Consider the following 13,391-nt stretch of genomic DNA (forward strand, 5'->3'; position numbering starts at 1 on the left):
GGACGAGGCATCGGCCCGGGCCGCTCGCGGCCCTGTGAACCCGAGACCGAGCCCGGCCGCCGACCTGATCCGGCGGGCCGCCACCGTCAGGTGCGATCGAAGAACAGCCGGTCGGCCGAGGCGACCAGGATCTTCCGACGGTCTTCCGCGTTGGGTGCCCAGTCGGCGAGCAGGTTCAGCAGTTCACCGGTGTCGCGCTGGCCGTTGGGAAGGTGCGGCCAGTCGGAGCCCCAGGTCAACCGGTCGGCGCACGTTGCCACGAGGGATCGACCCAGGCTCCTGACGCTGGACAACGGACGGTCCTTGGCGATCCGGTACGCACCCGACAGTTTGATCCAACAGTTCTCGTTGTCGGCGAAGACCCTGAGCATCCGTTCGGAGTCAGCGGCCGTCAGGCCCTCCTCTTCCTTCATGTAGCCCATGTGGTCGATCATGAAGGTGTCTTCGAAGGTCTCCAGGAACGGGAGCAGGTCCCTGACGACGCGCCCCGGCGTGTAGAACTGCAGGTGCCAGCCGCGCGGCCGGGTCCGGGCGGCCATGCGCGTGATGTACGCCTCGAGGTCACGGACGGGCTGGTCCGCGCGCGCGAAAAGGTCCAGGCGGATCGCGCGCACACCCAGTTCGTGGTAGGCGTCGAGCGTCTCGTCAGTGACGTCCTCCCCGACGCGCACGACCGCCCGGAGCCTTCCACCGGCCTTCCGCAGAACGTCGACGGCAAGGGAGTTGTCGTCGGCGTAGAAGGTCGGCTGGACCAGCACGCCGCGTGCGAGGCCCAGGAAGCCGGCCATCGCGAAGTACTGCTCGAGGTTGCCGTCGGGGAAGGTGTACAGCGGCTTGTCGACGTGCGGATAGCCGTGCTCGAAGACGTGGAGGTGGGCGTCGCACGCACCCGCCGGCAGTTCGAAGGAGGGTGGCGTGTTCGTGTCGGCAGGCCGCATGGGCGAGGTCTGCAACGGGATCGCGGTCATCGGCGTCCTTCCTGGACGTGGTTGTCGAGGGAGTCGACGCGTGCCGCGAGGGCTCGGTACAGCAGATCCGCGTCCATGCCCGTGAGGATGAGCGGGCAGGCCCCGCGTGACGCGAGTTGGTTGTACCGTTCGGGGTTGCCGATTCCGGCGAGCATGAACAGCTTGTCGTGCTGCTTGCAGGCGGCGGCCGTTGCGGCCACTGCTTCGTCGAGGGCCGGGTGGTCGTACTGTCCCGGGATCCCGAGCTCGGCGGTGAAGTCGTTGGCGCCCAGCACCACGATGTCGACGCCTTCCTGCGCCGCGATGTCGTCGACGTTGGCGATCGCGGTGGGGGTCTCGACGATGATCTGAACGACAGTGCGGGCGTCCACGGCTGGGTTGAGGTGGTCGGCCGGGGTCGGTCGCATGCCGAACAGGGGCACCGTGCCGACCTGCGAGCGCTGGCCCACCGGGGGGAACCGGCATGATCGGGCGATCTCGAGCGCCTGAGCGCCGGTTTCGATCCGCGGCGCGACCACACCGTGCGCGCCGCCATCGAGGACACGACCGATCGTCCCGTAGTCTCGCTCGGGCACTCGCACGAATGCGGACATCCCCAGGTCGCCGGCGGCCGCACTGAGTTCGCACGCCGTCTGCACGGACATCGAGGAGTGCTCCAGGTCGATCATCACGGCGTGGTGTCCGGAGGACTTGGCCATCCGGATGATGTCGGTGGTTCGCGCCTGGCGGATGCCGAGCATCAGGATCTGCCGGCCACGACGCAAGCGTCCGAGGAAATCGCTCGTTTGCACGGTCAGGCTCCGCTGCTGTCTGTGCTTGCGGTGGCGATCTGCGGGGCGGCGGTCGGATCCTCGATGCCGTGGCCGAAGAACATGGCTCCCATGTCGGGGCGCCTGAGCAGGTCGTCGGCAGGCTCGGCGAGGAGGGCGCGGCCGCGTTCCATGACGACGCCGTGCGAGGCGAGCTTGAGGCCGAAACGGACGTTCTGCTCGACCATGAGAATGGTGGTACCGAGCGAGTTGATCTTCTTCGTGGTCTCGAAGACCGCCTGGCATGTCTTGGGGTCGAGCCCAAGGGTGGGCTCGTCGAGGACGAGGACGCTCGGACCGGTCATGAGCGCCCTGGCGAACTCGACGATGCGGCGCTGGCCGCCGGAAAGGTTCAAGGCCTTCTCGTGAGCCCGCTCGGCGACGGTCGGGAAGATTTCGGCGAGCTCGTCGACCCGTCTGCGCACCGCGCGCCGGTTGCGGCGCAGAATGTAGCCGCCGAGCAGCATGTTGTCGTGGACGGTGAGGTTGCCGAACAGCGCGTTGTGCTGTGGGACCTGCGCGATGCCCGCGGCCAGGACGGCGGCGGGACTCTTGTCGTGGATGGCGGCTCCACCCAGGCGGACTTCGCCGACCCGGGGGTGGATCAGACCGCTGAGGACGCGCAGCACCGTTGACTTGCCCGCTCCGTTCGGTCCAACGATGCAGGTGATGCTGCCGTCTTCGACCTTCAGGTCGAGGCCCTGCAGGACGTCTCCTCCGCCGTAGCCGGCGTACACGTTCCGGAACTCGATCATGCTGGCCTTCCGTTCGCGCCTTCGAGGACGAAGTCGTCGCCCAGGTACGCCTCGAGGACGCGGGGATCGCTGCTGACGTGGGCGGGGTCGCCGGTGGCGACGACCTGGCCGCGTGCCAGCACCGTGACGTGGTCGGCGAGGCTGAGCACGAACTCCATGTCATGCTCGACGATGACGATCGTCCGGCCGCTGCCGTGCAGGGCGGTGATGAGTCCGCTGAGGCGCTTGAGCAGTGTGCGGTTGATGCCGGCGGCCGGCTCGTCGAGCAGGATGATGGCGGGATCGAGCATCAGCACCTGTGCGAGCTCCACGAGCTTCCGTTGCCCGTACGACATGTCTGTCGCCTTCTCGTGCACATACTCGGCCAGGCCGACGAACTCCAGAAGCTCGGTGGCGCGGGCCGCTTCGGCGCCCGACACCGCGGACTTGGCCAGACGGCGGATGCTGAACGAGGAGTTCACAGCGGCCACGTTCTCGAGCGCCGTCATGCTGTTGAACAGGCGCGGGAGCTGGTACGTGCGTCCGATGCCCTTGAAGGCGCGCCGGGTCCGGTTGAGCCCCGACACGTCGGCGCCCTCGAGGAGCACACGGCCGGCTGTCGGGGTGTAGGTGCCGTCGATGACGTTGAAGAGCGTCGTCTTTCCAGAGCCGTTCGGGCCGATCAGCGCCGTGATCGAGCCGCGGGGGATGGACACGGTCGCCTTGTCGAGCGCGAGCAGTCCGCCGAACCTCATGACGATCTCCTCGGCGTCGAGGACGGCGGCGGCCGCATCCGCGGGGCGCCGGAGACTGCCAGGCACGTCCGGAAGTGTGGTTTCGACCAGCCGGGCACCGGTGGGGCTGACCGGGCCTGCGGTCCTGCGCCGCCACCACGCTTCGACGGTGGGGATGATGCCGCGCGGCAGGGCCAGTGTCACCAGGAGCAGGAGCCCGCCGAACATGATGAGGCGGAAAGCGCCCGCGTGGGAGCCGCCCATCGTCGTGTTGGTCGCCTCCGAGAGGGGAACGATGATGCACGCGCCGAGAACCGGCCCCCAGATCGTCCCCCGTCCGCCGATCAGCACCGCGAGCACGACCTGCATCGACAGGACGATGTCGAACATCGTGCTGATCGACAGGTAGCTGAGGTAGTAGCCGTAGATCGCGCCCGCCACGCCGACAAGCACCGCGCTCGCCATGAACGCCAGGCTCTTGTAGACGGGTGTGACGACGCCGATTCCGGCTGCCTTGTCCTCGTCGTCGCGGATCGCCACCAATCCGAGCCCGAACTTGGACCGCCGGATCGCTCGGGTCATCAGCAGGCTGAGCAGGACCAGGGCGAACAGGGAGTAGTAGAAGGGCCAGTTGTAGAACGTGAGGTCCCACCGGGGCAGGGGCATCGCGAGGCCCTTGCTTCCGCCGGTCAGCGACGAGAAGTTCCGGGTGAGCAGGCCAAGGAGTTCGAGCATGGCGAATGAGACGATCACGAAGGCGGGTCCGCGGGTCCGGCTCGTGGTGAGGCCGAGGCCGAGCGCCACGAGCGCCGCGGCCACGCCTCCCAGCGGGGCCACGAGGAATGGGGAAACGTCCCATCGCTCGGCGAGGATTCCGGCGGTGTAGCCACCGACGCCGATGAACGCGCTGTGGCCGAGGCTGACGTACCCGGTGTACCCGGCCATGATGTTCCAGCCAAGGCCGAGGACGGCCATGAGGAACGTGAGGATGAGGACGTTCTGGATGTACGAGCTGGGAGTGAGCAGCGGGATGCTGCCCACGAAGACGATGCCGGCGGCGATCAGCCAGGTCCTCGACCTCGCCAGGCGTACGGCGAAGCTGGATGTGGTGTCGGTGTGCTGGTTCACGCGTGTCCTCCGTCTGCTCGGTGCCTGCTGCCCAGGAGGCCCCGCGGACGTACGAGGAGAATGGTGATGATCAGGATGTACGGGACGGTGGTGGCCCACTGCGTGTCGACGTAAGCAGCAGTCAGTGCCTCGCCCACCCCGAGGATCGCCGCACCGAGACCGGCGCCGAACAGGCTGCCGAGCCCGCCCAGAATGACGACGCAGAGGATTCGACCGATCCAGATGAAGTGGGACTCGGGGAAGAACTGGTAGATGACCGACAACGCGCCGCCGCCGAATCCGGTGGTCGCGGCACCGATCGCGAACATCTGAGCCATCGTCCGCTCGATGTTGATGCCCACCAGGGCCGCGCTGTCCCGATTGACCGAGCACGCCCGGATGGCCCGGCCGAGATAGGTGCTTCTCAGCAGCACGTACAGCGCGACGAGCAGTGCGATCGCACCCAGGCAGGCGTACAGCTGGGCCCGCGGCACGACGACGGATCCCACGGTGAAGGACTTGTTGAAGTAGTCGGGGGTGGCCAGGTGGAGGTCGGCCCCCCAGATGAGGGCTATCACGCCGCCCGCGGCGATGGCGGCCCCGAACGAGGCCACCATCGCCAGCTCGTGATCAACTCGGTGGACCCGTGCGATGACCGCCCGGTAGAACACCCACCCGACGCCGTACATGATCGGCGTCGCCAGGACCCCCAGCAGCAGCGGGTCGATGCCCGTCCGGTCCCAGACCCACCAGGTGAGGAACGCGGCGAGGACGATCATCGCGGCGTGGGCGAGGTTGATGATCCTCATGACGCCGAACACCAGGGTGAAGCCTGACGACATCAGGGCGTAGACACCTCCCACGAGGAGGCCCAGGACGAGCGTTTGGATCAGGTGCGTCACGGCTCTCTCCGGTGGCTGAACGGTCGGGCGGCCGGCAGTGGTTACTGCCAGGTGGGCTTCGGGTTGATCACCGTCTCGGTGGTTGCCGCATCCTTCGGCGCGACGATCTCGATGCTGCCCTTCTGGAACTGACCGAGGAGCATGTCGCCCTGCGGGCGTCCGCTCTCGTCCCACTTGAGCGTGCCGACAATCGTGTCGACCGGGTTCGCGTGGAGCCAGTCGCGGATCTTGACCTGGTCGAGACTGCCCACAGCCTTGACCGCGGTCGCCAGCACCTGTCCGGCCGTGTACGAGTTGGCGGCGTCCTCGCTGGGGGCGTAGCCGTACTTCTTGGTGTACCCGGACACGAAGCCTGCGTTGGTCGGGTACGTCGCCTCGGGGCTCCACCCGAGATAGGTGAAGATCCCCTCGGTGTTCGCCGTACCGACCGTCTTCACGTACGTCGGGTCAGTCGGCGCGTTCATCTGGTAGAGCATCTTGGGCGCGAATCCGACCTTCTGCATCGACTGGATCAGGGACATGCCGTCCACGGCGATCGCGCCGTTGATCACGAGGTCCGGGTTCTTTTGCTTGATCGAGCTGGCGATCGAGTCGAAGTTCGACGTGTCGGGGGCGTAGGTCTCGTCGTAGACCGTCCGCACACCGAGCGCGCCGAGCTGCTGCTTGAACAGGCCTGCCGCCTGCGTGGTGTTGGGGTCGTCGATCTGGACCAGCGCGAGCGTCTGGGGCCGCTCGGCCGCGGGCATCGACTCGATCAGGTCAACGAAGCGGTCCGGCAGCTTCTGGGTCGTGGCAGGCTGCGCGAAGAACAGGTACTTGAAGCCGCGCTCGAAGATCTCGTCCGCACCGCCCGAGGGCTCGACGTACACGTATCCGAAGCGCTCCGCGATGGGGGCAACGGCGACGTTGAGGTCGGAGGAGAACGTGCCGAGCAGGAGGTCCACCTTGTCCTGCGAGATGAGGCGGTTGTAGTCGGAGACCGCGGTCTGCTGGTCGAATCCGTCGTCCAGGACCTTCAGCTCGACCTTGCGGCCGAGCAGGCCACCCTTCTCGTTCAGTTCGTCGACCCAGTACTGGTATCCCTCCATGCCGGGCTTGGCGCGGTCGGCAACGGGACCGGTCAGCGGCAGCGACATGCCGATGACGATGGGATCGTCGGAGTCCGAGCTCTTGTTGTCGCCGCCCGTGATTCCGCAGGCCGCGGTGAGTGCGATCAGGGAAGCCACCGCGGCCGCCGCAGCAACGCGGCGTAAGCGGGTGAAGTAGTGGTTGCGCAGCATTTTTGACTCCTCGTGGTCCACGGCCGGCGTGTGTTCATGGGCGGCGCCTGAGCGCGGATGGTCAGATGGTCAGGGGGCGCTCGTGGCGGCGTTCGGGGTCGCAGGGGTGAGTTCGGGATAGGGCTCACCATCGAGGCCGGGGACGACGACCCGGCGGGGGTCGTTGTCGTTGTCGACGAGCTGTTGGCTCGCGTAGTCCGTGACAGCGCCCGAAAGCAACTGCCGAGGGTCTTCAAGCACCACTCGAAGCCGGGTGGTGAGGGCGAGCCAGTCGTCCGGCGCCCCGATGGGCGGCATTTCCGCGACGGCCGACGACGGCCCGTCAGCGGGCCGCGACGCGGCGGCCTGGTCCGGGTCGAAACGCGGGTAGCCGGCGAACATGTCCTCGCCGAGATCGGCGGTGGCCATGACCGCGGACCAGAGGCGTCGGTAGGCGGGCTCGAGTGCAGCCGCCTCCTTCACGTCCGTTCCGTCGTACAGGGGGAAGACCGGTGCGTGCGGCGCGATCAGCAGGTTGCGCCGAGGCAGGCGTCCGCGAGAGACGGTGCGGATCACCTTGGCGACGCTGTTGCTTTCCACCGTGACGCCTGCCGTTGGGCGGCCCTGCTGCCCGGCCACGAGAACCATCGCGCTCTCCCACGCGAGGTCCTGCGCGTCGAACCACCGGATGAGCCGGTGGGCCAGGTCGAGTCCCGACAGGAAGAACGTCGCCACCATGACCCGGTTGACCGGGACCGGCAGGAGCGCAGCCGGGCCAGCCAGATAGTCGCGACGTACCGCGGCCGCATCCAGGTAGTCCTCGTCCCGGAGCGCCTGCCACAGGAACTCCTCTGCCCGGCGGCACGTGTAGTCGACCATGCGGGCGATGCTGCCCTCGCGCCCGGAGAAGGCCGCCAGGGCGATCCGGTCGGCCCACAACTCCCGTGAGTTCGCCTCGCGTGCGGCACGCGAAGCCTCGATCAGGCGGGCGGCCTCCGACCGCCACGATCCGTCCGGCGCCAGCGCCTTCATCCGCGCCACCGTGGCGACCGCGGGACCGAGGTGAGAGATCGCCGCGAGCTCCTTGAAGCCGCGCGTCTGGAGGCGGAAGCCTTCGATGACGGGCGGGGCGCCGCCGCCGGCGTACAGCGCGATGTCCCCGTGGGTCACGACGATGAGCGGACGCTCGGCATTCGCAGCCTCAGCCAGCGAGGCCAGGCGGGCGCCGATGCTCTCGGCGGAGGCGGTGTAGGTCTGGTAGAGCCCGATCAGCTCCGGGCTCGGCATCGGGTCGGTCCTCACACCGTCTCCCGGACATTGGGGCGGAACTCGTAGATCACAGACTCCGTCGCGAACCGCACGTCGCCCGACAGCCCGTTCGACACGGCGAACCGGACGCTGCCGTCTTCGATCGCGATGACGTCGGCGTCCGTGCCTCCGCTGGTGGGGAACTCGGCAACGACCCCGAGCCTCCCGCCGCGGCCGATCGCGTAGATCTGTGACTTGAGGGACGGCTGGGGGAGCATCGGCGTTCCCGTGATGAAGTTGATCCGGATCAGGTAACCCTGCCCGTCAACCTCGACGACCTTGACCTCCCGGGCCCCCGGACCGGTCAACGTGCCGGCAGGAGCGAAACGTCCACCGTCATAGGCCATCACGACGGGCTGATTGGCGATGCTGACGGCCACGAGGAAGTGAACGCCGTCCCGCACGAAGTCGGCGAAGGCGCGCCCGCCCGCGGGCAGGAGCTCCTGGTGCGGCACGTACCTGTCCGAGTTCCACCGGTACAGGGTGCTGGGCCCGGCGTGGTCTGCGTGTGCCACGAAGAGGTCGCCGCCGGCCTCGAACGGGTGCCAGTTGTACGCCCAGCGCGACGGGATGTGCTGGAACTCGACGAACGACGTCCCATCCCACTCGAAGATCATCGAGTCGCGGTTGTCGACGCCCAAGTCGTGGAGTCCGAGGCCCTGGGCGAGGCCGAGGAAATGGCGGTCGCCGGCCCGCCAGTGCTTGAACTGCTTCGCCGCCACGGTCGAAATCTTCTGGAACAGCCGGAACTCTCCCCCCGACCACTCGTAGACGAGGGACTCGGTGTCGAACCGGTAGGGGCCCGAGCCGGTCCGGATGCAGGCGACCGCGAGGAAGGTCCGGTCTCCGATGCGGAAGAGCTCAGCGTCCTCGCCGCCAGGCCCCGGTAGCTCCGCGTGCGGGACGTACTCATCGCCGCGGCGGCGCAGCAGCAGGAGGGCGGTCTCGCTGTCCCCGGCATTCATGCCGATGACTCCGCCCGGCACGTCGTAGGCCAGTTGGGGGATCGCCAGGAGGTCGAGACCGCCGACCGTGAAGGACTTCACGGCTCGGGCGCCCGAGGTCGGAATCCGCTGGATTTCGCGGAGCGATGCCTGCATGCGACAGATTGGAACGTGGCTGTGACCTGCGTCGCAAGTAGGCTACGTTCACGCTTGGGAGCACCCTCCGTTAACAGGATTGACGCATGCTGGACACAGAAAAGCTGATCGTTCTGCGCGCGGTCGCCGCGCACGGTTCCATCGCCGCGGCGGCGCGCGAACTGGGCTACACCCGTTCGGCGATTTCGCAGCAGATGTCCGCACTTGAGCGCGCGACGGGCGCGACGCTGCTCATCAGGGGCGGCAAGACGGTCACGGTGACACCGCTCGGCCGCAAGTTGCTCGAGCACACCGAACGAATCCTCGTGGAGCTCCGCGCGGCGGAGGCGGTGCTGCGGCAGGCGACCGGGGAGGTCACCGGTTCGCTCACGATCGGGATCGCCTTCCGGGAGGGGCCGGCGATCATGAGCACCGCCCTGACGCAGGTCCGCCACCGGTACCCACGACTAGAGTTGACCTTGGCGGCGGTCACCGAAACCGAGTATGCCGACGGCCTGCGTCAGGGCCGGTTGGACATGGCGATCGTGTCCCGGTTCGCCCCGACGACCCCGCCGTCGGATCCCGGGCTCCGGGAGTGGATCCTCGGCAGCGACCCGTTGCTGTTGTGCACGCCGGCCGACCACCGGCTTGCCGGCCGGGACCGGTGTTCCCCGGACGAACTCGAGACCGAGGGGTGGGTCATGTGCCAGAACAACTCCCTCGGCCCGTTGTCGGTCGGGCTCTGCGCGGAGGCAGGATTCCGGCCGCGCGTGAACGCATCGGTGCACGACGTCGCGACCGCGCTCGGACTGGTCGGCGTGGGCTGGGGCATCACCCTGGCACCCGAGCTGACGCCGGCCGCACCGGCAGGAAGGATCGCCAGGTTGCCGATCGAGGGCATGCACATGCGCCGGTACAGCATCCTGGCCGTCCGTGCGGGCGACGAGAACCTGCACGAGGTGGCCGTCGTCGTGAAGGCGGTGCACAAGGCGGTCGCGGAGTCGCCGTTCACCCGGTCGAGGACGGGCGCCCAGGTCGCACCCCCGGTTGCCCCGGCGTCGTGACGGCCGGGATCAGCTCCTGGCCGGCCATCCGGTGTAGCCCTCGGCGAGGTACGTGGAGCCGGCGACGGAACCGGCCACCGATGACAGCTCGCCGAGCTGGCGGCGCAGGTCGAAGTCCGTGGCGCTCGGGAGCGTGTGCAGCATTGTCGTCATCCAGTAGGAGAAGTGCTGTGCCTTCCAGACGCGCTCCAGCGCGCGCGGGCCGTACTCGTCGAGTGCGTCGTCGTCCTTGCTGAGGATGGCCCGTTCGAGCAGCTCGGCGAGCACACGGACGTCTGCTAGCGCGAGGTTGAGGCCCTTGGCGCCGGTCGGCGGGACGGTGTGGGCGGCGTCGCCGGCGAGCAGCAGACGTCCGTATCGCATGGGTTCGGCGACGAAGCTACGGAACGGAAGGACGGCCTTGGATGTGATCGGCCCTTCGTTGAGGCTGAATCCGTCGGCCCCGGCGACTCTGGTCTGAAGTTCGTCCCAGATACGGTCGTCGGACCATGCGTCGATGCGGTCGGACGGGTCGCACTGGAAGTACATGCGCTGCAGCGTTTCCGTGCGCTGGCTGATCAGGGCGAAGCCGCGTGCTGAGTGGTTGTAGACGAGCTCGGTCGCGCTCTTGGGTGCTTCGGTGAGGATTCCGAACCAGGCGAAGGGGTACTCGCGGAAGTAGTGCGTGCGGATGGATTCGGGGACCTCCAAGCGGCAGATCGATCGGGACCCGTCTGCCCCGACGAGGTAGTCGCAGCGGATTTCGTGCGCAGTTCCGTTGCCGCCGTCGTAGAGGATGCCGGGCCGGTCGCGGGTGACGTCGATGACGCGGGTGTTGGTGACGCCGAAGCGGACGTCACCACCGTCGCGCGCGCGGGCGTCTGCGAGGTCGATGAAGACGTCTGTTTGGGGGTACAGCCAGGCAGACTCGCCGATGAGCGCCTTGAAGGCGATGCGGTGGCTCGCGCCGCCGAAGCGCAGGTCGATGCCGTCGTGTGCGACGCCGTCGCGGTGGACCCGGTCGGAGACCCCGGTGTCGACGAGGAGCCTGACGCTGTCGGCTTCGAGGATGCCGGCACGCACCGTGCGCTCGATGTCGAGGCGGGTGCGGTTGTCGACGACGACGGAGGGGATGCCGGCGATGGCGAGCAGGTGCGACAGCATGAGGCCGGCCGGGCCGCCGCCGACGATTCCGACGGTTGTATTGGTGACGTTGGCGTTCATGCTGGGTCCTTCCCGGTGTCGTCGACGAGCGGGCCCTGACGTTACGGACGGGCGGGGGACCGCGTCGACGCTAGACTTCCGCTGAGCGGAAGGACGACGATGGCTGGCAACGCCTCCGAACCGGGCGCGACCGTGGTGTCCAGGACCATGGCGTTGCTCGGCGCGTTCGACGCGGCCCATCCCCGGTTGACGTTGACCGAGCTGGCCCGCCGTGCAGGCCTGCCGCTTGCCACCGCCCACCGACTCGTTGGCGAGCTGGCCAAGTCGGGGGCGCTTGCCCGGACGGATGACGGCGACTACGTCGTCGGGCGACGGCTGTGGGACATCGGCCTCCTGGCCCCGGTGCAGACGGATGTCCGAGAGGTGGCGGCGCCGTTCCTGCAGGACCTGTACGCGGCCACGCTGGCGACCGTGCATCTCGCGGTCCGGGACGGGACCGAGGTGCTCTACCTCGACCGGCTGTCCGGCAAGCGCTCCGTCCCGGTGGTGAGCAGAGTCGGCTCCCGTCTGCCGCTGCACGCGACCGGCGTCGGCAAGGTGCTGCTCGCGTACGCGCCTGAGGAAGTGCGGCGGGTCGTGCTCTCGTCGCTGACCCGGGTCACGCCGTACACGATCACCCAGCCGGCCCGGCTCCGCACACAGCTCACCGCGGTGCTCGCCGACGGCTACGCCACCACCGTCGAGGAGATGACGCTCGGCGCGTGCTCGGTAGCCGTGCCGATCCGGCGCAACGAGACCGACGTCGTCGCCGCCCTCGGTATCGTGGTGCCCAGTCTGCGGCGCGACAAGCAGCGTCTGGTCTCGGCGTTGAACGTAGCCGCGCACGGCATCGGTCGCACCCTGAACTCCCTGGCGTAGGGGTCGACGCGGGCGACCTTGCCCTTGCCGGCCGTATCAGAGCGCGCCCGGGTTGCCGATCACTAACTGTGCACTGGATGCGCAGTCGTTCGGCCTAGCGTCCCCCGTGTCCAATCCCGTTCGATGGTCACAGGGGGACCAGCATGAGCAATCGGGCTGCCCACGTCGTACTCGTCCACGGAGGATTCGTCGACGGCTCGGGCTGGCAGCAGGTTCATGACCTGCTTATCGCGCAAGGGCTTCTGGTCAGCGTCGTTCAGAACCCAACGCTGTCGCTGGCTGACGATGTGGCTGTCACGCGCCGCGTGATCGATGCCGCCGACGCGCCGGTGGTCCTCGTCGGCCACTCCTATGGTGGTGTGGTCGTGACGGAGGCCGGCGATCACGACCGAGTGGCCGCGCTCGTCTACATTGCGGCATTCGCGCCGGATCGCGGTGAATCCGTCAACACGCTGATCGCGAACCCGCCGCCCGGCACGCCGGCGCCCCCGATCATGCCGCCGGTCGACGGCTTCCTGTTCCTCGACAAGCAGAAGTTCGCGAGTGCCTTCGCGGCCGATCTGCCGGAGGGCCTGGCGTTGTTCATGGCCAACTCGCAGGTTCCGTGGGGTGTCGACGCGCTCGGTGGTGCCGTCACCCGACCGGCCTGGCGCGACAAGCCCTCGTGGTACCTGGTCGCGACCGAGGATCGCATGATCCCGCCGCCGGCCCAGCGAGCAATGGCCGACCGCGCGGGAGCGACGGTCAAGGAGGTCGCCGCCAGCCATTCGCTGTACTTGTCGCAGGCGCGCGCGACGGCAGATCTCATCGCGGAGGCCGCACGTTCGATCGAGTGAACACACGTGCCGACGGTCCGGTGGACAGGGTTCGTCCGCGCATCGCAGATGTCATGACGCAGGCCGCGCGCACGCGCGTGGCAGCGCAGCGGCGAGCTGTCTGTCGGGCTCATTCCTTTGCCCCCAATTCCGTGAGGAGCCCCATGAGTAAGAACGTTTCCCGCCGCCAGGTCCTGGCCGCCGGAACGGCGTTGGCCGGGTCGGCCGCGATGATAGCCAGCCCGCTGGGAACGGCCGTAGCGGCCGCAGCCCCAACGGCTGCCAGTAAGGAGAACCCGAAGGTGAAACCGACCATCGTCTTGGTGCACGGCGGCTACGCCGACTCGTCGTGCTGGAACGCGACCATCCAGGAGTTGCAACACAAGGGTTACACCACGATCGCGGGCTCGAACCCGCTGCGGGGCATCCCCACCGATGCCCCCTACATCGGGAGTCTGCTGGACTCCATCAGCGGGCCGGTCGTGCTGGTCGCCCACTCCATGGGCGGAACGGTCATCACCAACGCCGCCGCCGGTAAGGCCAACGTCAAG

The 13,391-nt window shown here is 68.2% G+C and carries 13 protein-coding genes; 4 read left to right on the plus strand and 9 right to left on the minus strand.

The window, feature by feature from the left end; translation table 11 throughout:
• Positions 1–86: 86 nt before the first annotated feature.
• From IEZ31_RS47305 to IEZ31_RS47340, 8 genes are all read right to left on the minus strand, one after another.
• Positions 87–968, minus strand: coding sequence for an amidohydrolase family protein (locus IEZ31_RS47305; RefSeq protein ID WP_190256687.1), 882 nt, complete (start codon positions 966–968; stop codon positions 87–89).
• Positions 965–1,708 (minus strand): HpcH/HpaI aldolase family protein, encoded by a 744-nt coding sequence (locus IEZ31_RS47310; RefSeq protein ID WP_190256688.1) that lies wholly within the window; start codon positions 1,706–1,708, stop codon positions 965–967. Before IEZ31_RS47310 ends, IEZ31_RS47305 begins: the two co-directional genes overlap by 4 nt.
• A gap of 53 nt (positions 1,709–1,761) precedes the next feature.
• Positions 1,762–2,514, minus strand: a complete 753-nt coding sequence (locus IEZ31_RS47315; RefSeq protein WP_229836958.1) for an ABC transporter ATP-binding protein — start codon at positions 2,512–2,514, stop codon at positions 1,762–1,764.
• 14 nt (positions 2,515–2,528) lie between these two features.
• Positions 2,529–4,373, minus strand: a complete 1,845-nt coding sequence (locus tag IEZ31_RS47320) for a branched-chain amino acid ABC transporter ATP-binding protein/permease (protein ID WP_190256690.1) — start codon at positions 4,371–4,373, stop codon at positions 2,529–2,531.
• Positions 4,370–5,254 carry a branched-chain amino acid ABC transporter permease gene (locus tag IEZ31_RS47325; protein WP_190256691.1) on the minus strand — a complete coding sequence of 295 codons (885 nt, stop codon included), beginning with the start codon at positions 5,252–5,254 and terminating at the stop codon, positions 4,370–4,372. The genes IEZ31_RS47320 and IEZ31_RS47325 overlap by 4 nt, the downstream gene beginning before the upstream one ends.
• Before the next feature lie 41 nt (positions 5,255–5,295).
• Positions 5,296–6,534, minus strand: a complete 1,239-nt coding sequence (locus IEZ31_RS47330; RefSeq protein ID WP_190256692.1) for an amino acid ABC transporter substrate-binding protein — start codon at positions 6,532–6,534, stop codon at positions 5,296–5,298.
• Between the two features lie 69 nt (positions 6,535–6,603).
• Entirely contained in the window at positions 6,604–7,815 is a 1,212-nt protein-coding gene (locus IEZ31_RS47335) for a DUF5624 domain-containing protein (protein ID WP_229836959.1), read from the minus strand.
• Positions 7,812–8,921: a hypothetical protein gene (locus IEZ31_RS47340; protein WP_190256693.1), complete on the minus strand. Its 1,110-nt coding sequence runs from the start codon at positions 8,919–8,921 to the stop codon at positions 7,812–7,814. Before IEZ31_RS47340 ends, IEZ31_RS47335 begins: the two co-directional genes overlap by 4 nt.
• An 86-nt stretch (positions 8,922–9,007) precedes the next feature.
• Between IEZ31_RS47340 and IEZ31_RS47345 the strand changes: the two genes are divergently transcribed.
• Positions 9,008–9,964 (plus strand): LysR family transcriptional regulator, encoded by a 957-nt coding sequence (locus IEZ31_RS47345; protein ID WP_190256694.1) that lies wholly within the window; start codon positions 9,008–9,010, stop codon positions 9,962–9,964.
• 9 nt (positions 9,965–9,973) lie between these two features.
• On the opposite strand, the gene IEZ31_RS47350 is transcribed toward IEZ31_RS47345, so the two are convergent.
• On the minus strand, positions 9,974–11,167 hold the full coding sequence (locus tag IEZ31_RS47350) for a 4-hydroxybenzoate 3-monooxygenase (protein ID WP_190256695.1): 1,194 nt from the start codon (positions 11,165–11,167) through the stop codon (positions 9,974–9,976).
• A 99-nt stretch (positions 11,168–11,266) separates the two neighbouring features.
• Here IEZ31_RS47350 and IEZ31_RS47355 point away from each other — a divergent pair, with 99 nt between their 5' ends.
• The 3 genes from IEZ31_RS47355 to IEZ31_RS47365 all read left to right on the plus strand — a co-directional run.
• Positions 11,267–12,025, plus strand: a complete 759-nt coding sequence (locus IEZ31_RS47355) for an IclR family transcriptional regulator (RefSeq protein ID WP_190256696.1) — start codon at positions 11,267–11,269, stop codon at positions 12,023–12,025.
• 143 nt (positions 12,026–12,168) lie between these two features.
• Positions 12,169–12,861: an alpha/beta fold hydrolase gene (locus IEZ31_RS47360; protein WP_190256697.1), complete on the plus strand. Its 693-nt coding sequence runs from the start codon at positions 12,169–12,171 to the stop codon at positions 12,859–12,861.
• 143 nt (positions 12,862–13,004) lie between these two features.
• Positions 13,005–13,391, plus strand: a 387-nt coding sequence (locus tag IEZ31_RS47365) for an alpha/beta fold hydrolase (RefSeq protein WP_190256698.1), incomplete at its 3' end; no start/stop codon positions are given.

The sequence above is a fragment of the Dactylosporangium sucinum genome, from assembly GCF_014647515.1.
Taxonomy (GTDB): Bacteria; Actinomycetota; Actinomycetes; order Mycobacteriales; family Micromonosporaceae; genus Dactylosporangium; species Dactylosporangium sucinum.

What these genes read in the sequence shown, in the direction of transcription:
- IEZ31_RS47305 (WP_190256687.1), bottom strand. Translation starts at nt 968, where the DNA reads ATGACCGCGATCCCGTTGCAGACCTCGCCCATGCGGCCTGCCGACACG.
- IEZ31_RS47310 (WP_190256688.1), bottom strand. Translation starts at nt 1,708, where the DNA reads ATGCTCGGCATCCGCCAGGCGCGAACCACCGACATCATCCGGATGGCC.
- IEZ31_RS47330 (WP_190256692.1), bottom strand. Translation starts at nt 6,534, where the DNA reads ATGCTGCGCAACCACTACTTCACCCGCTTACGCCGCGTTGCTGCGGCG.
- IEZ31_RS47340 (WP_190256693.1), bottom strand. Translation starts at nt 8,921, where the DNA reads ATGCAGGCATCGCTCCGCGAAATCCAGCGGATTCCGACCTCGGGCGCC.
- IEZ31_RS47345 (WP_190256694.1), top strand. Translation starts at nt 9,008, where the DNA reads ATGCTGGACACAGAAAAGCTGATCGTTCTGCGCGCGGTCGCCGCGCAC.
- IEZ31_RS47350 (WP_190256695.1), bottom strand. Translation starts at nt 11,167, where the DNA reads ATGAACGCCAACGTCACCAATACAACCGTCGGAATCGTCGGCGGCGGC.
- IEZ31_RS47355 (WP_190256696.1), top strand. Translation starts at nt 11,267, where the DNA reads ATGGCTGGCAACGCCTCCGAACCGGGCGCGACCGTGGTGTCCAGGACC.
- IEZ31_RS47360 (WP_190256697.1), top strand. Translation starts at nt 12,169, where the DNA reads ATGAGCAATCGGGCTGCCCACGTCGTACTCGTCCACGGAGGATTCGTC.